Below are 22622 nucleotides of genomic sequence, written 5' to 3' on the forward strand. Positions count from 1 at the left end.
CTATACCTTGTCTTGTAAGTACAGATTGATTTTACACAAAGATACGATTTGCGCGGCGGATTAATCGTCTTGTATTAGAAGTATAGCGGATGGAAACGTAGTCCATCTTTGCGGTTGTACTCCAGTGCCGGTGCCGGTATCTTAACGATACTAAGTACATAGAGCGCCGTGTTCAGCACTTTGCTACGACCTTTAAAATGCATCAGGTTGAGGTCAGGGCTGAGGTAAAACTGACGGCGGGCATTGAAACCGCGTGCCCGGTTCAGTTCCGGGTCGTTGTATACCATCCCCTCGGCACCGTAACCTACCGCTATGCTCAGCCATTTGGGGTAGTGGCTTTCCGTTTTCAGAAAATCGCCCACATTCACCGACAGCCAGTAGGTTTGACCATTATAGTCTTTCAGTGCCTGCTCCGGCAGGGTACTGCCCAGCACATTGGGCCGCTCAGCAGCATAACCGGTCGTCCGGAAAGAGAACTTGGGCATAATGCGCACCTCCCGCCAGGCCAGTTCCTGTGCTACCACGGCCGCCGAGCCAACTGTATTGGCGATCGCGTCGCCCACCGAAGCACCGTAGTCGGACTGAAAGCCATCGAAAACCTCGATGGGGCTCTGCAGGAAGATTCCCGTCAAGCCACCGTACCAGATCGCCTGTTTGTCGGGCACGCCGGCCCAGCGCAGCAGGTCTATGCCCGCACGGCTCTGGTGGAAGGCCCCCCAGAAGTGACCGGCTTTGTCCATTTGCTTCCATTGCCGGTTATCATTAAAAAAATGAAAGCTCGTGCGCTCCTGATCTTTATACCACGCCTGATTGAGTGATACCAGCATGGCCGTGTAGCCCACTGCAAAACCGCTACCCAACACCACCAGGCGCTGTTTGTTAGGGGCTGTAGCCGTAGAGTCAGGTATAGCCGCCATACCTCGTAGCGGGTGCAGCATGCTAAGCAGACATAGCCAGAAAAGGAGCAGATATCGGTACATGGGGATCAAAGATACGCATACCGCTCAGAAACCAATTTGCCACCCAATATTTTAAGCAGAGTTTAATGCCTTTCTAATCTGTTTTTAATATGCTTTTAATAGCAGCCTTATACCTTCGTGCGAGTTTGAATACCCGCTATGAAACGCACCTTTTTCGCCCTTATTTTTTTTGCAGCCATTTCCATCACGGCCATGGCTCAGGAAACGGCCATACCTGACACTGCCACCCAGCAGCAACCCAAAAAGCCACTGAAGCTGGACCATGCTGAACCGCTGTACATTGACCTGATCCGCGACCTTGGTGCGCACAAAGGAGAGAAGGAGTGGAACATAGGCGCCGGTATGACCGACAACCTCGGCTACGATCGCTACGAGTTTCTGGTGGAGTATGAGTGGGCGCCGATCGACCGACTGGGTCTGGAGATTGAAGTGCCGGTTTCGGTTTACACAACTAATAGCAAAGACCGCCGACCGGAGGTGTACCGCCCTTCTGATCGGATCGAGTCCCTGAAGCTGGCAGCGCAGTATACCTTTTTGGTGAACAAGCGTCTTAAAGCTTCCATGGCGCTGGGCAACATCACCGAGTTTGAGCTGACGGATCTGGACCAGATTCGACGTGACGACATTTTCAAAGGCATTTTGTTCAATCCCTTTTTGGTGGCGGCCAAAAAATGGGGAAGCAATTTTCACTCCCTGATCTATACTGGCCCGCGTCTGATCAACCACTTTGGCCACAACGGACTGGAAACCAGCTACGAGATCAACACGAGTGCCCATTATATGATACCGAACTCACGCAATTTCGTCGGGCTTGAGGTGAACAAGGAAATGCAGGGTGGGCATATGGACATGGTGCTGCGTCCGCAGATGCGACTGTTGATCAACGAAGGGCTGATGATCGGCATCGTGACAGGTATACCGGTTACAAAGGAGCGGGAGCGTATGAGCACCTTTTTCCGACTGATCTACGAGCCGGGGCACAAAAAGCATTAAGTTATAAGAAGTGAAGCAAGTACTTGCTGATATTTTTAAAGTTTAGATTGTTGTTTATTTATTGTCAGCGCCGTTGCCAAGCAACGGCGCTGTTTTTTAAAGGATTTTGACGGTGCTCATGCCGCCATCCAAATGCAGCACCTGTCCGGTTACCCAACTGGAATCGTCGCTGAGGAGGTATGCGGCGGCCTTGGCCAGGTCCTCGGGTTGGCCTATGCGGCCGAGTGGGTGACGTTTGTTGGCTGCCTCTACTTTTTCCGGGGTGCTCAGCAGGGACTGGGAGAGGGGGGTGGCAGTGAGCGAAGGGGCGATGGCGTTTACCCGTATACCCGCGCTGGCGAACTCGGCCGCCAGTGATACAGCCAGTCCCTCGACGGCTGCTTTGCTGGAGGCGATGGAAGCGTGAAAAGGCATGCCCAACCGGACGGCCACGGTACTGAAGAGCAGCATGCTGGCATTGGCTGGCTTCTTGAGCAGGGGCAGCACGGACTTTATACTCTGTATCGCGCCCAACACATTCAATTCATACTCCTGCCGGAAGTCCTCCAGGCTCATGCGCTCAAAGGGGCGGAGTTTGATGGAGCCCGGGCAATAAACAAAGCCATGTAGCTCATTTGGCAGGGCTTTGGTAAAGCCTGTGTCAAATGCCAGCACATCCAGCTCCAAGTGCTCTATACCTAGTTCCTCTATTGCATCAGAGGTTTTGCGCGAGGCCACATATACGCGCGCACCTTCCGACTGCAGCTGTTGGGCTATGGCCAAACCAATGCCTGTTGTGCCGCCAATTAGTAAAATGTTCTTCCCTTCAAATCGCATCGTGCTCTTTACCTGTCTCTTGCTATAACAACTGGCAGATCACTGCATTGTTCAAGCCCCCTTCATTTTATTGCTAGTTCAGCGATAAAATACTGACAGTTAACAAGGTATAAAACTGCAAATATTGATTAAATTGAATTATAACCTTATCTTGAAAAAGCCTGTATTAAGGGATGTTTTCAAAGCGGCAGGCTCTTTCTTTTCCCGTCTGTCATCTTCTATACCTGTTTATCTTAATGGCTTATACCTGTGGCATAACATAGTTTTCCTGTTAGCCCTTAACTGATAAAATTTATAGTGCAGCTATACCTTACATCTCACCACTCATGAAAATAAAGAAAGTACTCGTCGCTAACCGCGGCGAAATCGCTATTCGTGTGCTCAGGGCCTGTACCGAACTCAACATCCAGACGGTGGCCATCTATACCTACGAAGACCGCTACTCCCTGCACCGCTACAAAGCCGACGAGGCCTACCAAATCGGCAAAGACAACCAGCCGCTGCAGCCCTACCTCGACATCGACGGCATCATCAAAATCGCCAAGGAAAATGGGGTAGATGCCATTCACCCAGGCTACGGTTTCCTGTCCGAAAACCAGCATTTCTCCCGCAAGTGCGCCGAGAACGGCATTATCTTCATTGGACCAAGGCCCGAGGTGATGGGGGCGCTGGGCGACAAGGTGTCGGCCAAAAAAGTGGCCGTGAGCTGCGAAGTGCCCATTATCCAGAGCAACGACCTCGACCTGAACACCTATGAAACCGCCCTGGAGGAAGCCCATCGCATCGGCTACCCGCTGATGCTCAAGGCAGCGGCTGGCGGCGGCGGACGTGGTATGCGTGTGATTCGAGACGACGAGCAACTGGAGAAAGGCTTTTTTGAGGCGAAGAACGAGGCCCTGAAAGCGTTTGGCGACGATACGCTCTTTTTGGAGAAGTATGTCGAGAACCCAAAGCACATCGAGGTGCAGATTGTGGCCGACAACTACGGCAACATCACCCATCTGTTCGAGCGCGACTGCTCGGTGCAGCGCCGTTTCCAGAAAGTGGTGGAGGTGGCTCCCGCCATTAGCTTGAACGAGGAGACACGCCAGCAACTCTACGACTACGCCATCCGCATTTGCAAGGCCGTGAACTACAACAACGTGGGCACGGTGGAGTTTCTGGTGGAGCCGCACACAAACAACATCTTCTTCATCGAGGTGAATCCGCGCATCCAGGTGGAGCATACCGTAACGGAGATGATCACAGGCATCGACCTGATCAAGACGCAGATCTTCATCGCCGACGGCTATACCCTGGACCACGAGGAGGTGTTGCTCGGTCCGCAGCACACGGTGCGGGCAAACGGCGTGGCTATCCAGTGCCGCATCACCACCGAAGACCCCGAAAACGACTTCAAGCCCGACTACGGCACCATCATCGCTTACCGCAGTGCGGGTGGTTTCGGCATTCGTCTCGACCAGGGCAGCGTGTACCAGGGCGCCAAGATCAGCCCGTTCTTCGACTCGCTGCTGGTGAAAGTGTCGGCACAGGCTCCTACTTTGCGCCATGCCGCCATGAAGATGTCGCGAACGCTCGATGAGTTCCGTATCCGGGGCGTGAAACAGAACATCCAGTTCCTGCAGAACATCATCACACACCCGACCTTTATTTCGGGCGATGCTACGGTGGATTTTGTGAAGAACCAGCCTGAACTGTTTGTGTTCAAGCAGCGCAAGGACCGCGCTACCAAACTGCTTAGCTTCCTGGCCGATGTGATTGTGAACGGCAACCCCGACGTGAAAAAGCCCGACCCGAGCAAGGTGCTCACCAAACCAGATTTCACGGGCTTCAACCTGAACAAACCCTACGAGCGCGGCACCAAAGACCTGCTGACCGAGCTAGGCCCCGAGGAGTTCTCCAAATGGCTGCGCAACGACAAGCAGATCCATTATACCGATACCACGTTCCGAGACGGGCATCAGTCGCTCTTGGCGACCCGCATGCGCTCGTTTGACATGCTTAAAATAGCCGAGGCCTATGCCAAAGATCATCCGCAGACATTCAGCATGGAGGTATGGGGCGGTGCAACCTTCGACGTGTGTCTGCGCTTTTTGCACGAAGACCCGTGGCGCCGACTGGCCGAGTTGCGAGAGGCGATACCGAATATCCTGCTGCAAATGCTGATTCGTGGCTCGAATGGGGTAGGGTATAAGGCCTATCCTGATAACCTGATTGAGTCTTTTGTGGAGAAGTCGTGGGAGACGGGTGTGGATATTTTCCGCATTTTCGACTCGCTTAACTGGATGAAGAGCATGGAGCCCTGCATCAACTTCGTGCGCAAACGCACTGGTGGTCTGGCCGAAGGTGCCATTTGCTACACAGGCGATATCCTCAATCCGAAAAAGACCAAGTATACCTTAGAGTACTACCTGCAACTGGCCAAACAGCTCGAAGACGCGGGCGCACATATTCTGGCCATTAAAGACATGGCGGGTCTGCTCAAACCTTACGCGGCTACCTTGCTGGTAGAGGCCCTGCGCGACACCGTGAAGCTGCCGATTCACCTGCACACACACGATACGTCAGGTATACAGTCGGCCACCTACCTAAAGGCCATTGAGTCGGGGGTAGATGTGGTGGACGTAGCCTTGGGCTCGATGTCAGGACTTACGTCGCAGCCGAACTTCAACTCGATGGTGGAGGCCATGCGCTTCCAGGAGCGCCACCGCGAGTTCGACCAGAAGAGCCTGAACCGCCACGCCAACTATTGGGAGACGGTGCGCGAGTACTACTATCCGTTTGAGTCGGGCCTGAAAGCAGGCACGGCCGAGGTATACCACCATGAAATTCCAGGTGGGCAGTACTCCAACCTGCGTCCGCAGGCCAATGCATTGGGCCTGGGCGACAAGTGGGAGCTGATAAAGGAAACTTATGCCGAGGTAAACCAACTGTTTGGCGACTTGGTAAAGGTAACGCCAAGCTCCAAAGTGGTGGGCGACATGGCACTATACCTGGTGTCGAATGGGTTGACGACGGTGGACGTGCTGGAGCGCGGCGAGCAGATTTCGTTCCCAGAGTCGGTGCAGGCGCTGTTCCGCGGCGACCTGGGTCAGCCTGTTGGCGGCTTCCCCAAAAAGCTGCAGGCTATCGTGCTCAAAGACGAGCAGCCGTACGATAACCGACCTAACGAGCACATGGCCCCGATTGATTTGGAAGGGGAGTTCAGGAAATTTCAGGAGAAGTTCGGCGAGAACACGAAGTACACCGATTTTCTCTCGCACCAGCTCTACCCGAAGGTATACGAGGACTTCCATAAGCACTACGAGCAGTACGGCAACGTTTCCAAAATCCCGACGCGCCTGTTCTTCTACGGCATGCAGCCTGGCGAAGAGGCCATCATCGACATCGCCCGCGGCAAGTCCATAGTGATTAAGTACCAGTCGCTGGGCCACGTGAACGAGGACGGCATGCGCACTGTGTTCTTCAAACTGAACGGGCAAACGCGTAACATCGAGGTGCGCGACAAGTCGGTGAAAGTGGAGCGGGTGCAGCACCAGAAAGTCGACAAAGGCAATCCGAAACACATCGGGGCGCCGTTGCAGGGCTTGCTGTCGAAGATACTGGTGGAGAAAGACCAGGAAGTGAAGAAAAACACCCCACTGTTTGTGATTGAGGCCATGAAAATGGAAACCACCATCACCGCTTCCGAGGCCAGCAAAATCGGCAACCTGCACCTGGCCGAAGGTTCTTTGGTAAATACCGACGATTTGGTAGTGAGTTTGAGCTAGGCTATACCTGTTGAGCCTGAATACGAGGGCGTTTATCTCTTCCCCTTCACGCGGGGTGGCAGGTAAACGCCCTCGCTTTTAAAGTATGCGATGGATGTGGCGATTCGATGGGACAAAGGCCGCTGCAGGACCTTCAGTCCAAGTTGCTCTAAACATAAGCAGCATAGAGAAAGTTATACTAGTATGGCTTGCAAATGTGATGCATGCATACTATTTTTGAAACGGTACCACAGTAACGTATAGCAGACGGCTATTCGTCTTCGTAGTCAAGACCCATGAACTTGTTATAGGCCTGCTGGAGTTCGGCGAAAGCGTGCATGTTGCCTTCCTGGCGGCTCACGAGCATTCCTTTCTTATAAGTTTGCTCTGCCATATCGTTTTGCCCAAGTTCTGCGTACAGACTGGCAGCATGGTAATAAGTACCTACGTAGCGCTCGTGTTCGTTGAGCAATTTTTCGTAGTATTCCATTGCTTTCTGCGGCTCAGAACTGCGCAATTCTGTCGCAATCGCATATATCGTGAACGGGTCGTTGGGGTCCTCTTTGTAGAATTGGAAGAGTTGCAGCAATCTATTTTGAGACATTTCCATTTGGCTATATTTTAACTAACTTCGCATCAAATTTAACTTTTAATAAGCTAACATTTTATTATATGAAAATATTAGTTTGCATCAGTAACGTTCCGGATACTACTTCCAAAATCAACTTTACTGGAGATAACAAAGAGTTCGACAAGAACGGGGTGCAGTACGTGATCAACCCTTGGGATGAGTACGCCCTGACCCGTGCCATTGAGCTGAAAGAGGCCAAAGGCGGCAGCGTAACCGTATTAAACGTAGGCGAAGCCGACGCAGAGCCGAACATCCGCAAGGCACTGGCCATTGGTGCCGACGATGCCATCCGCGTGAACGCACACCCAAAAGACGCTTACTTCGTAGCGCAGCAGATTACTGCCGTAGCCAAGGAGGGCGGTTATGATATGATCCTAATGGGCAAAGAGTCCATCGACTACAACGGCTTCCAGGTGCACAACATGGTGGGCGAGATGATGGGCATTCCGTCTGTTACGCCAGCCTTTAAACTGGACATGGTGGACGACAGCACAGCCCGCCTGGAGCGTGAAATAGAAGGTGGCAAAGAAGTGGTGGAAGTAAAACTGCCATTCGTAGCCAGCGCCCAGCAGCCGATGTGCGAGCCCCGCATCCCGAATATGCGCGGCATCATGACAGCCCGCACCAAGCCACTCAAAGTAGTGGAGCCTGCAGGCGGCGAAGCCAAGTCGGAGTACGTGAACTACAGCAAGCCCGAGAAAAAGAGCGGCGTGAAGCTGATCGACGCGGAAAACGCCGGCGAATTGATTAAACTATTGAGAAACGAAGCTAAAGTACTGTAATATGTCTGTATTAGTATTTGTAGAAGGTCTGAACGGAGAGATCAAAAAGTCCTCACTCGAGGCAGCATCATACGGCAGCCAGGTAGCGCAAGCCATGGGTACAACCGCCACAGCGGTAGCCATCGGCGATGTACACGAAGAGGCGCTGGCCAAACTAGGCGAGCAAGGCATCAGCAAAGTATTGTACGACGCCGACGACCGCCTGAAGCAGTTTGTAGCCGATGCTTACGTGAAAGTGATCGCGAAAGCGGCCCAGCAGGAAAGCGCCAAAGTACTGGTGTTCTCCAACTCCAACATCGGTGCAGCGGTAGGCTCCAAGCTGGCTGTTCGTCTGAACGGCTCACTGGCAACCAACGTAACCGAGCTGCCTAAGATGGACGGCGGCAACTTCATCGTGACACGCGGTGTGTTCTCGGGCAAGGCGTTTGCGGACGTAAACCTTACGTCTGACGTGAAAATCATCGCTGTGAAGAAAAACAGCACCGACATCATCAGCAACGCGGGCTCAACTGCCACAGTAGAGAAACTGTCGGCTGATCTGGCGGAGTCTGATTTTGCAGCCGCCCCGAAAGAGACCGTGATGCAGGATACCGACGGTGGCGTGTTGCTGCCAGAGGCTGAAATCGTGGTATCGGGCGGACGTGGCATGAAAGGCCCGGAGAACTGGCACCTGATCGAAACACTGGCCAAAGAACTGGGAGCAGCTACTGCATGTTCCAAGCCTGTGTCTGACATCGGCTGGCGACCGCACCACGAGCACGTGGGCCAGACTGGTATCACTGTGAGCCCTAACCTGTACATCGCGGCGGGCATCTCGGGTGCCATCCAGCACCTGGCGGGGGTTAACTCTTCTAAAGTGATTGTCGTTATTAATAAGGATCCGGAGGCGCCGTTCTTCAAAGCCGCTGATTATGGCATAGTTGGCGATGCGCTGGAGGTACTTCCTAAATTAATTGAAGCTGCCAAAGCTTTAGACAAATAGAATAGAAGAGCACAATTGTGAAAAAAATACAGCTAGAGATACTCGGGCTCTCCTCCAGCCAATCGCAGACGGGATCGTTTGCGCTGGTGTTGGGCGAGCGTGATGGAAACCGCAGGCTGCCGATCATCATCGGCATGTTCGAGGCGCAGTCCATTGCCATACAGATAGAAAAAATCAACCCAAACCGTCCGCTCACACATGATCTGTTCAAGACCTTTGCCGAGCAGATGAACGTGAACATCACCGAGATCCTGATCTCCGACCTGAAAGAGGGCGTGTTCTACTCCAAGATCATGTGCACCGACGGCGAGAAGGAGTTCGAACTGGATGCACGTCCGTCCGACGCCATTGCCATCGGGCTGCGCTTTGGGGTGCCTATCTACACAGTGGAAAGTGTGCTGTCGGAGGCTGGCATTATTCTGAGTGATCTGGAAGAAGAGGAGGATGAAAACGAAGAAATGGCTGTGAAAAGCACGTCTTCAACCACTTCGAGTGCCAAAGAGCCGCTCAACCAGACGTCAGTCGACGACCTGAACAAGATGCTTAACGAGGCCCTTGAAAAAGAGGACTACGAGCGTGCCGCCAAGATCCGCGACGAGTTGAACAAGCGAAACTAGCATAACATACGCTATACTTTAAAAGTCCTGCCCCTAATCGGAGTGGGACTTTTTGTTTTAACAGATATTCGCCTTACTTTTGGCCAAATTTTGTCCCACAGCATGTTCGATATTTTCAGAGGGCTTCTTGGCCTACTAGCCATTATTGCCATCGCCTTTGCGTTCTCTAAAAGCCGCAAAAACATTGATTGGAGACTCGTAAGCTACGGTGTTTGCTTACAGATTCTGTTTGGCGTATTGGTCACCCAAGTGCCCGTGGTGGCAAAAGGCTTTGCTTACGTGAGCGAGGGTTTCGTTACCTTTCTGGATTTCTCGCAGGCTGGTGCGCAGTTCCTTTTTGGCAACCTGGCCGATCCATCTAATAACGGTGGTTTGGGCTTTATTTTCGCATTCTCGGTTCTACCGACTATCATCTTCTTCTCCACCGTGTCGGCTGGTCTGTACTACCTCGGTGTGCTCCAGAAGATCGTTTACGGCATTGCCTGGGTGATGTCGAAAGTGATGCGCCTGTCTGGCCCTGAGAGCCTTTCTGCCGCGGGCAACATCTTTTTGGGCCAGACTGAGGCCCCGCTGCTGGTGCGTCCGTTCATAGCCCGCATGACGCGCTCCGAGCTAATGTGCTTGATGACAGGTGGTGTGGCCACTTTGGCAGGTGGTGTGCTGGCGGCTTATGTGTCGTTTTTGGGAGGAGACGATCCAGCTCAAAAGGCAATTTTTGCAGCTCACTTACTGACGGCGTCTATCATGAATGCCCCGGCTGGTATTGTGCTCGCCAAAATTCTGGTGCCTGAAACAGAACACGAGGAGATTTCAAACAAACTGGAAGTAAACCAGGAGCAACTGGGCGTGAACCTGGTGGATGCGCTGTCAAGGGGGGCGGGAGACGGGCTTCGCCTGGCTGCGAACGTAGGTGGCATGCTGCTAGCCTTTATCGCGGTTATCGCCCTGGTCAACTACATCCTGACCGATATGATCGGTGTGTGGACTGGTCTGAACGAAATGGTGGTAGCCAGTACGAACGGTCAGTTCAACGGATTTTCCATGCAATATATTCTGGGCCAGATCTTCCGGGTGTTTGCCTTTATCATGGGTGTGCCGTGGGCCGATACCCTGCAGGTAGGCAGCTTGCTCGGACAGAAAACTGCCATCAATGAATTCGTAGCTTACCTGGACCTGGCTAACATGAAAGAGGCGGGCACACTCGGACCTAAGGCCCTGGTAATGGCAACATACGCGCTGGCGGGTTTCTCTAACTTCAGCTCGATCGCCATCCAGATAGGTGGTATCGGCAGCATGGCGCCTAACCAACAGGGGCAGCTTTCCAAGCTCGGTTTCATCGCCTTACTTGGAGCTTCGCTTGCCTGTATGATGACGGCTACCGTAGCAGGTATGCTGTTCGGTCTGGACTTCTAAGCAAGAAATTTTCCATACAAAAAAGGCTCCCGCTAAGGTATAGCGGGAGCCTTTTTTGTATCACTGGGCCAGGTGGTATACCAGCTATTGCACCGGTTTATACCTGATTCTGGCCTGTTTGCGTAGTGGCAGCTGGTCCCTCCGGATTCTGGGGTTGAGGTTCGTTTGGCGTATCTGCCGGAGGAGCCATATTGTTTTCCTGAGCAGCTGGCTGGTGGTGCAGGCGTTCCTCTTCCTCTTCGCGCTCTTCTTCCTCTACTTTCTTGGCATCGCGCATCAGGCGGTTGGCAAAAATGAAATCGTTGAGTTCTTTAATATCCGTGTCCATGATCTCGTCGCGGGTGCCTTCCCACAACTTCTTGCCCTCGTACAGGAAAAAGATCTTGTCGCCGATTTCGATCACGGAGTTCATGTCGTGCGTCACGATAATAGTGGTGATGTTGTATTCCTCGGTAATCTCTTTGATCAGTTCGTCAATCTTGAGTGCCGTTTGCGGATCGAGGCCGGAGTTGGGTTCGTCGCAGAACAGGTAGGTACAGTTTGGGGCAATGGCGCGGGCTATACCCACACGTTTTTTCATACCACCGCTTATTTCAGAGGGCATCTTTTTGTTGGCACCCTCCAGTCCCACACGCTTCAAACAGAAATTTACCCGCTCCATGCGCTCATCCTTGTTCATGTCGGTGAGCATCTTGAGCGGGAATTCCACGTTTTGCTCCACGGTCATGGAGTCAAACAGTGCAGAGCCCTGAAAGAGCATACCTATCTTGCGGCGGATCTCCTGTCGGATGTCGAGTTTGTTATTGGTGAAGTAGGTGCCGTCGAAGGTCACGCTGCCCAGGTCGGGTTTGATGAGGCCCACAATGCATTTGAGCAGCACGCTTTTGCCGGTACCGCTGGCGCCGAGCAGCAGATTGGTCTTGCCGGTCTCAAAGACGCCACTTACCCCATCCAGCACTTTCTTGTCGCCAAAGGTTTTATGTATGTTGTGTATTTCGATCATGTGTTTTACAAAAAATTAAACTGGCTGGCCTAAAGCAGCACATAAGCCAATACAAAGTCGCCGATCAGGATGGCGATGACACTGCTGGTTACGGCAGAGGTACTGGCAGCTCCTACCTCCAGGGCCCCGCCGCGGGTGTTGTACCCTCTGAATGAGGAGATTGATGAAATCAGAAAGGCAAACACCACCGATTTGATCAGGGCAAAGGTAATGTTGTAAGGTATAAACCCGTCGCGGATGCCGGTGATGTACTCCTGGGGTGTCAGCTCACCGGAAATTGTGCCGGCCAGGTAACCGCCCAATATCGAAAGAAACATCGACAGGATAACCAGCATCGGGAACACCATAATGGCGGCCACCACTTTCGGGAGCACCAGGTATGAGGCAGAGTTTATGCCCATTACCTCGAGGGCGTCTACCTGCTCGGTAATCTGCATGGTGCCCAGCCCGCCGGCAATGCTGGAGCCTACTTTGCCAGCCAGCACGATCGAGGTAATAGTGGGAGCCAGTTCGAGGATAGTCATTTCACGCACCATAAAACCAATGGTGGAACGGGGGATAAACGCATTGTCCAGGTTATAGGCCACCTGCACGCAGGTAACAGCCCCGATAAAGGTGGAGACAATGGCGACGATGAATATGGAGTTGATGCCGATCAGAATAGCCTCGTCGATTGTGCGGCCGAACAGAATCTTGGTCGACTCTTTCCGGATGAAGAGGCTTTGCAGGAACAGCAGGTATTTCCCAAAGGATTGTAGCATACAGGCGATACGTGTTAAACAGGGTTTTAAACGTGCTTCTAAACAAAAATACTGTTTAAATGCCTATATTACGGTTAAATTCTGAAAACGTATTATCTAAAAACTATATAGAGCACATGCAGCAGTATATTTTGGTGACGGGTGGCACAAAGGGCATTGGTCGGGCCGTAATCGAGCAATTTGCAAAAGAGGGTTTCCACATCATCACCTGCTCCCGAAACGGGAACGACCTGCATAAACTCAAGCTGGAGATTGAGGAGCGCTATACCTTCTCCAAAGTCTTTTTCCAGGAGGCTGACCTGAGCGATATGAACTCGCTGCGAAACTTTATCGCCTATGTAAAAGACCTGAAAGTGAAAATCGAGGTGATCGTGAATAACAGCGGCCTGTTTATACCTGGCAAAGTGCACGAGGAAGACGATGCGGCGCTTCCGATGATGATCAACACGAACCTCTACAGCGCCTATTACATCACCAAAGCCTTCGTGCTGGATATGAAAAAGCGCCGGAGCGGCCATATCTTCAACATGTGCTCCACAGCCAGCATCACGCCCTATACCAACGGCGGCTCCTACTGTATCTCTAAATTTGCCCTGCTGGGAATGACCAAAGTGTTGCGTGAGGAAATGAAGGAGCATGGGGTACGCGTTACGGCTATCTTGCCCGGGGCAACCCTCACGGCCAGCTGGGAAGGCGTGGACCTGCCACCAGAGCGCTTCATGCGGTCCGAAGATGTGGCCATGGCGATCCATGGGGCTTATACCATGTCGCCGAACAGCGTGGTAGAGGAGATCCTGATCAGACCACAACTGGGAGACATTTAAGTTAGAAAGCAATAAAGTTTAGAAGTTATAAAGTGTGAAGGTGATATGTGAGGAAGTTTACCGACAATCCAAATTCTGTATGAAAACACTATACCTGCTTTTACTGGGTTTATGCTGCACAGCAGTGGCTTATGGGCAAAAGCTGGAAATTGGGGCTCAATTGAATTCCGGCATCTCGAGATTCGGCGGAGAGTCAGCTACCAGAACTACCGGTTTAAGCCTTAGCCGTAGCTGGGGACACGGCCCAGGCGTCAGTAATCCGTATGGAAGTAGGTATAATATAGCGTATGGTGCCAACCTACAGGGGCAATACGTGACTTCCAAAGGCTTTTTGCTTGGCACGCAGTTGGGGTACGAGCAACTGCGTACAACAGCTAAGATAGATAAAGCTTACGGTGTCTGGTCACACAGCTCTTCTATGATACATCCCGCTGACGGCAAAGCAGTTATTATTGCCAATTACATCAACCTGCATCCTTACATAGGCTGGCGAATCACGCAAAGGCAAGTAGATCTGGACTTGACCCTGGGCTCTGACATTGGCTTTAGCCAGCAGATGAAGGAACGATCGGAAGCGACAATGGAAGACGGCACTGAAATTAAAATAAGAGAAGACCGCAGTGAGTCTATCACTGATTTCAGGCCACGACTAGGTATAGCAGGCTACCGCGGGCATTTTGGCGTATCTATGAGCTATGCTCATGGAATCAAAAACTACCGGGCTAATATGGATGGCGCTGACATGAAATTATATACCAGAGTATTTCGGCTGGGCCTGCTCTACAGGTTGTAATAGTTTTGTAAATCGCTTTGATGCTATAAACGGTTTCGGGTACAACACAAGGACGACAAACGATGAAATTAGAAGGAAAAATAGCCGTGGTAACCGGCGTAAGCAGAGGTATAGGCCTGGCGACAGTTGAGGCGCTTTTAGAGCAGGGCGCTAAAGTAGCGGGCTGGGGAAGAACAGCCCCGGAGGTGCAGCACCAAAACTTCGAATTTGTGGAATGCGACGTGCGCCGCGCCGATTCGGTGCAAATGGCCTATAAGCACACCGTGGAGCATTTCGGAGGACATGTCAGCGTGCTGGTGAACAACGCCGGCCTGGGCCGCTCGGCCGCGCTCGAAGACCAGGGCCTGGACGAATGGCACCTGATGTTCGACACCAACGTGCATGGCCTCTTCTACTGCACCAAACTGGTTGTGCCAGGTATGAAACAGCAAGGCGAAGGCCACATCATTAACATTTCGTCTATAGCCGGCACGACAGGTATAGAACAGATGTCGGCTTACTGCGCCACCAAACATGCGGTGCGCGGCATCTCGCACTCACTCTACAAAGAAGTGCGCGACTACGGCGTGAAAGTGACCTGCATCTACCCTGGTTCGGTGCAAACCAACTTTTTTGACAACATCGACAGCGTGACGGTGAACGATAACATGATGCGTCCGGAGGATATCGCCTCTACCATAATACACTGTCTGGAGTCGCACGCCAACTACCACCACGTGGACATTGAGGTGCGTCCGCTGATGCCAAAAGGCCGGAAACAGGTATAGCCATAATGTGGAACAGCTTTTGTAGCTTTGCATGCCGAATTAATGCATAATTAATAATGACGAATGTTTAATAATTCGTCATTATTCATTCTATACAGATGTCAGTTGAAGTAAAAAATCTCACCAAGCTTTTCGGGTCGCAACGGGCTGTCGATGATATTTCGTTTTCGGTCTCGCAGGGGCAAATACTTGGTTTCCTGGGGCCTAACGGTGCCGGCAAGTCCACGACCATGAAGATTGCCACCTGCTACCTGCCACCCAGCGCGGGCACCGTTTTGGTAGCCGGTTACGATGTGCTGCAAGACCCGATCGCCGTGCGCCGCAACGTAGGTTATCTGCCGGAACACAACCCCCTCTACCTGGACATGTATGTGCACGAGTACCTGCAATTTGTGGCTTCTGTTTACGGCCTGAAAGGGCGACTGGCAAAGGAGCGGGTGCACGAAATGGTGGAGCTTTGCGGCCTCACCCTGGAGCAGGGCAAGAAGATCGGAGCGCTTTCCAAGGGCTACCGTCAACGGGTTGGCCTTGCACAAGCGCTGGTGCACGATCCGCAAGTGCTGATCCTCGACGAACCGACCACTGGCCTCGATCCTAACCAGATCGTGGAGATACGTTCCCTGATCAAGCGCATCGGGCAGGACAAAACCGTGATCTTCTCGACGCACATTATGCAGGAGGTGACCGCCATTTGCGACCGTGTCGTGATCATCAACCGTGGCAAACTGGTGGCCGATAGCGACGTGGCTAGTCTGCAGGCCGGTGCCCGTAACGAGAAGACAACCCTTGTGGAATTTGAGCAGCCTATACCTGTGGAGGTGCTCGAGCAGGTGCCGGGCGTACTGGGCGCAACCTTGGCCGAGGGCACTACCTACCGGGTAGTTTCCCGCAAAGACACCGATATCCGGGCAACCCTTTTCCGGGTGGCTGCCGAGCGCAACTGGCCGCTGGTAGGCCTGCGCCACGAAGAAAACTCCCTCGAAAAGATTTTCCAACAACTGACGAAATAGGTATACCTATGCTCGCTATACTTAAAAAAGAATTTAACGGCTTCCTGAATACGCTGATCGCCTACATTGTGATTATGGTGTTTTTAGTGGCCATTGGCATGTTCATGTGGGTGTTCCCCGAGAGCAACGTGCTCGATTACGGCTTTGCCGACATGCAGACGCTCTTCAACATGGCACCCTGGCTGTTCCTGTTCCTGATACCGGCCATCACCATGCGGACCTTTGCCGAGGAGAAGCGGGAAGGCACGATTGAACTCCTGCTCACCAAGCCGATTTCTGATCTGCAACTGATCCTGGGCAAGTACTTTGCGGCGCTACTGCTGGCACTCTTCGCCCTTATACCTACGCTGATCTATTACTATACCGTGTATGAACTCGGTAACCCGCAGGGCAACGTAGACTCGGCCGCTGTGGTGGGCTCATACTTGGGGCTTGTGTTCCTGGCTGGCGTTTTTGCAGCTATCGGTGTGTTCGCCTCTTCTGTTTCAGATAACCAGATCATCTCCTTTGTTATCGCTATTTTCCTCTGCTACATCTTCTACGCAGGTTTCGAGTTGATCGCTTCTATACCTATGTGGGGCGGCTACAGCTATTTTATCAGTCAGCTAGGTATAGAGTACCACTATTCCGCCATCAGCAAAGGGCTGATCGATTCACGTGACGTGCTGTACTTTCTGAGTGTGATCGCGATCATGATTCTTTCCACCAAACTTGTATTGAGCAGCAGAAAATGGTAACAGAGCAGGCAACGACACACAAGAGCAAGCGCAGCCGCGACCTGACCCGCTTTCTGATCGCGTTAGCAGCCATTGTGCTGCTCAACATACTGGCCGCCAACTTCTTTTTCCGCCTCGATTTGACTGAGGACAAGCGCTACACCATCTCACCTGTCACAAAACAGATGCTGTCGGAGCTGCCAGAGCCCGTGTTTGTAGAGGTATACCTGGAGGGCGAGTTCCCGGCAGGTTTCAAGCGCCTACAGCAGTCCGTACGCGAGACGTTGGACGAGTTCCGCATTTACGCGGGCGGCAATGTGCGCTATGAATTCATCGATCCGAACGATATATCGGATGAGAAAGAACGAACAGAGTTTTTTCAGAAGTTGGCGCAGGCAGGTATACAACCCACTAATTTGCGAGCCAACGAGGGCGGCAAGCAGGTGGAGCGCCTGGTGTTCCCGGGTGCTCGCGTGATGTACAAAGGCAAAGAAACCGGCGTGATGCTCCTGAAAGGCAACCTGGCCGCTTCGCCTGACGAACGCCTGAACCAGTCAGTAGAAGGCGTGGAGTATGAACTGGCCACAGCTATCCGTAAAATGGCCTTCCAGGGTGGCAAAACCATCGGCTACATCAGCGGACAGGGGCAACTGGAGACGCAGAACGTGACGGATCTACTGGGCTCTTTGCAGGAGTTTTACCGGGTAGCCCGCGGCGAGCTGCGCGACATCCCTTCGCTGCAGGGCCTGGACCTGATCATCATTGCCAAACCAACGCAGGCCTTTACCGAGGCTGACAAGTATAAGATCGACCAGTTCATCATGAACGGGGGCAAGGCAGTGTTTTTTGTGGATGCACTCAATGCGAATATGGATAGCGTAGGAGCAGGAGGTATGTTTGCGATGCCTTACAATCTCAATTTGGACGATATGCTTTTCCGGTATGGGGTGCGTCTCAATCCAACTATGATCATGGACCTGAACTCAGGCTTTATACCTGTCGTGACGGGCTATATGGGTGAGCGGCCACAGACCGAAATGACGAACTGGCGCTTCTACCCGCTGCTCAACAACTTTGCTAAACACCCGATTACCCGCAACATCGACGCCGTTTACAGTAAGTTTATTGGCACCATGGACACCGTGCGTGCCGATGGTATCCGCAAAACACCGTTAGTCTATACCTCTGTATACTCACGTGTAATGCAAGCCCCCGTACCGCTTACGCTTGAAGAAGCCCGTATGGAAGTGAAGCCGGAGCAGTACCAGGCGGGACCGCAGCCAGTGGGTTATCTGCTGGAAGGTGCCTTTACCTCGCTCTTCCGTAACAGAAGAGCTCCTGAGGGAGTGGCAAACGCACAAGTAAAGGAGCAGGGAGTGCCAACCAAAATAGCAGTTTTCTCGGATGGCGACCTCGTGCGCAACGATGTAAATCCACGCACTGGTCAGGCTTATGAACTGGGCTTTGACCGATATAACAACGTAACCTTTGCCAACCGCGAATTGGCTATGAACACCATTCATTACCTGCTGGATTCAGAAGGCTTGATCAACGTACGCAGCAAAGAAATTCAGCTGCGGCCGTTGGATAGGGTGCGGATAAAGGAGGAGCGTACCTATTGGCAGTTGCTCAATATCGTGGCTCCGATCGTGCTGTTGGCCTTGTTTGGGGTGGTGCGCTACTACCTGCGCAAGCGTCGCTACGAGCGCTTCTAAATTTTTCGCCCTGTATGTAAAGAAATTGTGAAAAAGCCAGGCCGCTGCTTTAGCATAAATGCGAAAAAGTTTTAACTTTGTCCAAATAACATTATAGCTATACATAATGAAATTTATCGTCTCTTCATCTGCTCTCCTGAAGCAGTTAGCCAGCATAAACGGTGTGGTAACCAACAACCCGGTGGTTCCTATCCTTGAGAACTTCCTGTTCGAAATCAACGACAGCACCCTGACCATCACAGCCAGTGACCTGGAAACTTCCATGATCACCGAGCTGCAGGTAGAAGCAAAGGAGAGTGGCCGCATTGCTGCCCCTGCCAAAATTTTGATCGAGACGCTGAAGAACCTGCCAGACCAGCCAGTTACCTTCACTATCGACGAAGAGACCTATACCATTGAAATCAGCTCTTCAAACGGACGCTATAAGCTTTCTGGTGAAAACGCCACTGACTTCCCGCGTGTACCTGTGGTGAAGGGCGGCAGCGCCATCGAGATACCTTCTAACGTGCTATCTCGTGCCATTAACAAGACCATCTTTGCAGTGAGCAACGACGAGCTTCGTCCAGCCATGACAGGTATTTTCGTGCAGCTGCGTTCTGATAATGTTACCTTCGTAGCCACTGACGGGCACCGTCTGCTGCGTTTCCGTCGCACGGACATCGCCACCAGCCAGGAGGCTTCTCTGATCATTCCACGCAAGGCTTTCACGCTGCTGAAGTCTACGTTACCTTCTGAGGCTACTGCGGTGCGTATGGAGTTCAACCAGTCCAACGCGTTCTTCAGCTTCGACAACATCCGCATGATCTGTCGTCTGATTGACGAGCGCTACCCAGACTACGAGAACGTAATCCCTGTGCAGAACCCGAACAAACTGGTAATTGACCGTGCTGCTCTATTAAGCTCTGTGCGTCGTATCTCTATTTACTCAAACAAAACTACGCACCAGATCCGTTTGAAACTGTCAGGCTCTGAGCTGCAGGTTTCTGCCGAAGATCTGGATTTCTCTAACGAAGCAAACGAGCGCCTGACTTGCCAGTATGATGGTGAGGACATGGAAATCGGCTTCAACGCGAAGTTTTTGATCGAAATGCTGAATAACATCGACGCTGACGAAATATCGTTTGAGCTGTCTACACCGAACCGTGCCGGTCTGCTAATGCCGCTTGCCAACGAGGATAATGAAAATGTTCTGATGCTGGTGATGCCTGTAATGCTAAACAATTACGTATAAGAAGATAATTTCTCCTAATGCAGGAAGGCGGGCCTATTTGGTCCGCCTTCTCTGTTTACAGGCTATACCTACTTCTGCAACTTAATGTATACCGGGAAGTGGTCGCTATAGCCACCCAGGTAGAGGGTGCCGGACCAGGTCTGGCGGGGCGTATCTTTATACCTGCCGAATGTGAACTTGGCAAACTCCGGGTCATGGATGAAGGCAGCCCCATGGGCATAATATAGTCCACCCCGAGTATTTAAGAGCGATTTGGATACAAGGATCTGGTCGCGCATTTTGTTATCGTTGCGGGTATGGAAGCTGCCGCGGCCCTGCACGTACCATAGGTAAAAGGTATTAAAAAGTTCTTCGTTGTAAGCCGGGTTAGGTCGTCCTGTTGCCCTCAGCACCTTTTCCATGTTCGTGGACTTTGGCTCATCCGTAAAATCGCCCAGCACAATTATTTTAGCATTTTTGTCCGCTTTCTGCTGCGCGCCTATCTGCTTTCGCAGCTCAGCTGCCGCCTCTCTTCTGCGGGCATTGCCAAGGGTTTTGCTGCCGCGGTCTTCAGGCCAATGGGTCACGTATACTGTCACCGGCTCACCAGCCAGAGTGCCTTTTACCTGCAGTACCCCACGCGAGGCAAATCCTTTCTCCGAAAACTTTATGGGCAGGTTTGTATGGGAGGTTGGTTTAAACACTCTAGGATTATAGAGCAAGGCCACATCCATCCCTTCAGGATCTGGTGAGTCGTAATGGATAATGCCGTATCGGCGTTTGCGAAGGGGAGAGGAGCTTACCAGATCGTCGAGCACCTGGCGGTTCTCCACTTCAGCTAATCCGAGGATATCAGGGCCACTTTTCCCGCCAATGGTTTCAATCACTTTTGCTATGTTCCGTATCTTGGTCTTATACCTGTCCTGGTCCCACTGCATGATGCCACCTGGCGTAAAGCCATCGTCGTCTGTTTTTGGGTCGTCTTGGGTATCGTAGAGCTTCTCCGTGTTATAAAAAGCAAGCGTGTATAGTTTCTGCTTTTTACTGGATGTGGTCAAGCTGGCGCATCCCGAAAGGATGGCCAGACTAAAAAGGAAAAAGAAGGTTTTTATTCCGTAGCGCATCGCGTAACTTTGTACTTGGTTTTAGTATTCAAGCATAGTACGAGATATATATAGTCCAAAGTTTAAAAAGAAGCAAAAATGAAGAAGTCTGAAATATACTTTAGCATTGCCCTAGACGAGCAGAAAATACCGGAAGCCATCAGCTGGAGAGCAACTGATGCAGGTGAGAAAATCCACTTTGCCAAAGCCATCAACATCTCCCTTTGGGATCGTGATGAAGCGGGAACCATGAAGATCGACCTTTGGACAAAGGATATGCCTGTTGATGAAATGAAGTATTTCTACATCGATACAATTGGTGCCATGGCGCAGAGCATTGCAACCGCCACCAGCGACAAAGTAATGGCCGATAAGATGCGCGCCCTGTGCGAGGACCTGATGAACCACGTAGAAGAAGAACGCAGAAAGCAGAACAACTAAGCCCTTAAACAACGAAAGCCACCTCAAGAGGTGGCTTTTATAATTTAAAAATTCAGATTGGACTAGTTCACACGTGTGGCAAGCGCCTTTTTCTGATCAGCGGCCATGTTCTGGGAGCCTTCCTCGTTCATGCTTGTCACGAACTCACGGTCAACTTTAGAGTACATCTTACGATCACCGAAGTAATCGTTATACTGCACGGTGCTCAGGATATCCTCAAACTGCAGGTCACGCGCTGCCAGGATGTCTTTGCACTTTTCAGTAATCAGCTGCTCGTTACCAGCGTGCTGCTGCTCAATTTCAGTGATCTGGGCAGCTACATCGAGGTTGATCTCTCTCACTTTGTTCGACTGGTAGTTGTTCAGACGAAGTTCACGAATCATCTGCTCAGAAAGGTGGTTGGCACGCTTCTCGGCAACAGCTGCAGCGTTGTTACCTGAGGCAAAAGCGCCATAAACAGTTCCGAATACCATCAATGTCATTACCAGTAGCTTTTTCATAATTGTAGTGTTTTGGTGTTGTCAGTGCTTTATCAGATTCTTTTCTGGGATTGCACAGTTTAAAAACGTGGGCAGTCTGTAAATGATTCCGGCGTTTAAAACTTTTTTTGCTAAATCTTCAGAGTCGAATACAGGCTATATAAAACAGAAATAATGCCAAAGAGGTCAAATACAACAGTATTTGACCTCTTTTTTTAATCTTTTTTGGATTTTACCACTCGTTCCGCCACATCATCGACTCAACGGGCTTTGTGGTGCGGTTATTATATTTTGCGTTGGATTTGCTGTTGTAATAATTCTCAATGCCGCCTTTTACTTCGAAATAGATCAATTGGCCAATAGGCATGCCGTAGTACACCCGCACCTGCTGGGTCACCGAGATCTCGAGGGTCCAGGTATTGCAGAAGCCTACATCGCCTTTGCCGGCAGTGGCATGGATGTCTATACCCAAACGACCAACACTTGACTTGCCTTCCAGGAAAGGCACGTGGGCGTGCGTTTCAGTATACTCCAGTGTCACGCCCAGGTATAGCGTGTTCGGTTGTAGTACAAATCCTTCTTCCGGAATCTCAAACACGTCAATTTCGTTGTGATGGCGCGCGTCCAACACCTCGTTGCGGTATGTAGCCAGGTAGCGGCCCAGGTGTACATCGTAAGAGTTCGTGCCCAGGCTGGAGCGCTTAAATGGCTCAATCAGGATAGTGCCTTTCTCGATCTCTTCTAAAATCTGTTTATCTGTAAGAATCATGGGGTGCGATGTTATGACCGTAAAAGTAAGTAAAATTGACGAGTGTTGAATTGTTAAATTGTTGATTG

The 22622-nt window shown here is 51.6% G+C and carries 21 protein-coding genes and 1 pseudogene; 14 read left to right on the plus strand and 8 right to left on the minus strand.

The genetic code is table 11. The features are described 5' to 3' along the window. Positions 1-74 precede the first annotated feature (74 nt). A complete protein-coding gene (locus tag BD749_RS17470; protein WP_245869407.1) occupies positions 75-980 on the minus strand; it encodes a DUF2279 domain-containing protein in 906 nt (301 codons plus the stop codon). Between the two features lie 138 nt (positions 981-1118). Between BD749_RS17470 and BD749_RS17475 the strand changes: the two genes are divergently transcribed. Then, on the plus strand, positions 1119-1973 hold the full coding sequence (locus BD749_RS17475; RefSeq protein ID WP_101446884.1) for an HAEPLYID family protein: 855 nt from the start codon (positions 1119-1121) through the stop codon (positions 1971-1973). Between the two features lie 96 nt (positions 1974-2069). Here the strand turns inward: BD749_RS17475 and BD749_RS17480 are convergent, their stop codons facing one another. After that, positions 2070-2789, minus strand: a complete 720-nt coding sequence (locus BD749_RS17480; RefSeq protein ID WP_101446886.1) for an SDR family NAD(P)-dependent oxidoreductase — start codon at positions 2787-2789, stop codon at positions 2070-2072. A 326-nt stretch (positions 2790-3115) separates the two neighbouring features. On the opposite strand from BD749_RS17480, the gene BD749_RS17485 reads away from it, so the two are divergent. Further along, the gene (locus BD749_RS17485) at positions 3116-6559 is read left to right on the plus strand and encodes a pyruvate carboxylase (protein WP_101446888.1); all 3444 of its coding nucleotides are present in this window, start codon (positions 3116-3118) and stop codon (positions 6557-6559) included. A gap of 250 nt (positions 6560-6809) precedes the next feature. Here the strand turns inward: BD749_RS17485 and BD749_RS17490 are convergent, their stop codons facing one another. Beyond that, positions 6810-7142 (minus strand): tetratricopeptide repeat protein, encoded by a 333-nt coding sequence (locus tag BD749_RS17490; RefSeq protein WP_180336453.1) that lies wholly within the window; start codon positions 7140-7142, stop codon positions 6810-6812. 68 nt (positions 7143-7210) lie between these two features. Here BD749_RS17490 and BD749_RS17495 point away from each other — a divergent pair, with 68 nt between their 5' ends. The 4 genes from BD749_RS17495 to BD749_RS17510 all read left to right on the plus strand — a co-directional run bounded on the left by BD749_RS17495 (position 7211) and on the right by BD749_RS17510 (position 10963). Further along, on the plus strand, positions 7211-7951 hold the full coding sequence (locus tag BD749_RS17495; RefSeq protein WP_101446892.1) for an electron transfer flavoprotein subunit beta/FixA family protein: 741 nt from the start codon (positions 7211-7213) through the stop codon (positions 7949-7951). A gap of 1 nt (position 7952) precedes the next feature. After that, entirely contained in the window at positions 7953-8933 is a 981-nt protein-coding gene (locus BD749_RS17500) for an electron transfer flavoprotein subunit alpha/FixB family protein (RefSeq protein ID WP_101446894.1), read from the plus strand. A 17-nt stretch (positions 8934-8950) separates the two neighbouring features. Further along, positions 8951-9550, plus strand: a complete 600-nt coding sequence (locus tag BD749_RS17505; protein ID WP_101446896.1) for a bifunctional nuclease family protein — start codon at positions 8951-8953, stop codon at positions 9548-9550. 102 nt (positions 9551-9652) lie between these two features. Next, positions 9653-10963 carry a NupC/NupG family nucleoside CNT transporter gene (locus BD749_RS17510; RefSeq protein ID WP_101446898.1) on the plus strand — a complete coding sequence of 437 codons (1311 nt, stop codon included), beginning with the start codon at positions 9653-9655 and terminating at the stop codon, positions 10961-10963. A gap of 259 nt (positions 10964-11222) precedes the next feature. On the opposite strand, the pseudogene BD749_RS17515 reads toward BD749_RS17510, so the two are convergent. Together BD749_RS17515 and BD749_RS17520 are read right to left on the minus strand one after the other, a co-directional pair. Continuing rightward, positions 11223-11966, minus strand: a pseudogene (locus tag BD749_RS17515) (ABC transporter ATP-binding protein); the annotation flags it as partial. 29 nt (positions 11967-11995) lie between these two features. Next, complete coding sequence (locus tag BD749_RS17520) at positions 11996-12727, minus strand: MlaE family ABC transporter permease (protein WP_101446900.1); 732 nt, start codon at positions 12725-12727, stop codon at positions 11996-11998. Between the two features lie 116 nt (positions 12728-12843). Between BD749_RS17520 and BD749_RS17525 the strand changes: the two genes are divergently transcribed. From BD749_RS17525 to dnaN, 7 genes are all read left to right on the plus strand, one after another. After that, positions 12844-13551 (plus strand): SDR family oxidoreductase, encoded by a 708-nt coding sequence (locus BD749_RS17525; protein ID WP_101446902.1) that lies wholly within the window; start codon positions 12844-12846, stop codon positions 13549-13551. A 79-nt stretch (positions 13552-13630) separates the two neighbouring features. Continuing rightward, on the plus strand, positions 13631-14344 hold the full coding sequence (locus BD749_RS17530) for a hypothetical protein (RefSeq protein ID WP_101446904.1): 714 nt from the start codon (positions 13631-13633) through the stop codon (positions 14342-14344). Positions 14345-14406: 62 nt separating this feature from the next. Beyond that, positions 14407-15111: an SDR family oxidoreductase gene (locus tag BD749_RS17535; protein ID WP_101446906.1), complete on the plus strand. Its 705-nt coding sequence runs from the start codon at positions 14407-14409 to the stop codon at positions 15109-15111. Positions 15112-15209: 98 nt separating this feature from the next. Next, entirely contained in the window at positions 15210-16121 is a 912-nt protein-coding gene (gldA, locus tag BD749_RS17540) for a gliding motility-associated ABC transporter ATP-binding subunit GldA (protein WP_101446908.1), read from the plus strand. A gap of 8 nt (positions 16122-16129) precedes the next feature. Beyond that, on the plus strand, positions 16130-16858 hold the full coding sequence (gene gldF / locus BD749_RS17545) for a gliding motility-associated ABC transporter permease subunit GldF (protein WP_101446910.1): 729 nt from the start codon (positions 16130-16132) through the stop codon (positions 16856-16858). Further along, positions 16852-18552, plus strand: a complete 1701-nt coding sequence (gene gldG / locus BD749_RS17550; protein ID WP_101446912.1) for a gliding motility-associated ABC transporter substrate-binding protein GldG — start codon at positions 16852-16854, stop codon at positions 18550-18552. Before gldF ends, gldG begins: the two co-directional genes overlap by 7 nt. 106 nt (positions 18553-18658) lie before the next feature. After that, positions 18659-19783, plus strand: a complete 1125-nt coding sequence (dnaN, locus tag BD749_RS17555; RefSeq protein ID WP_101446914.1) for a DNA polymerase III subunit beta — start codon at positions 18659-18661, stop codon at positions 19781-19783. A gap of 68 nt (positions 19784-19851) precedes the next feature. On the opposite strand, the gene BD749_RS17560 is transcribed toward dnaN, so the two are convergent. After that, positions 19852-20886 (minus strand): endonuclease/exonuclease/phosphatase family protein, encoded by a 1035-nt coding sequence (locus BD749_RS17560; RefSeq protein ID WP_101446916.1) that lies wholly within the window; start codon positions 20884-20886, stop codon positions 19852-19854. A 78-nt stretch (positions 20887-20964) separates the two neighbouring features. Here BD749_RS17560 and gldC point away from each other — a divergent pair, with 78 nt between their 5' ends. After that, entirely contained in the window at positions 20965-21306 is a 342-nt protein-coding gene (gldC, locus tag BD749_RS17565) for a gliding motility protein GldC (protein ID WP_101446918.1), read from the plus strand. 62 nt (positions 21307-21368) lie between these two features. Here the strand turns inward: gldC and BD749_RS17570 are convergent, their stop codons facing one another. Together BD749_RS17570 and dcd are read right to left on the minus strand one after the other, a co-directional pair. Next, a complete protein-coding gene (locus tag BD749_RS17570) occupies positions 21369-21806 on the minus strand; it encodes a hypothetical protein (protein WP_101446920.1) in 438 nt (145 codons plus the stop codon). 211 nt (positions 21807-22017) lie between these two features. Beyond that, positions 22018-22554, minus strand: coding sequence for a dCTP deaminase (gene dcd, locus BD749_RS17575; protein ID WP_101446922.1), 537 nt, complete (start codon positions 22552-22554; stop codon positions 22018-22020). Positions 22555-22622 lie beyond the last annotated feature (68 nt).

This window comes from Pontibacter ramchanderi (assembly GCF_002846395.1).
Classification (GTDB): domain Bacteria; phylum Bacteroidota; class Bacteroidia; order Cytophagales; family Hymenobacteraceae; genus Pontibacter; species Pontibacter ramchanderi.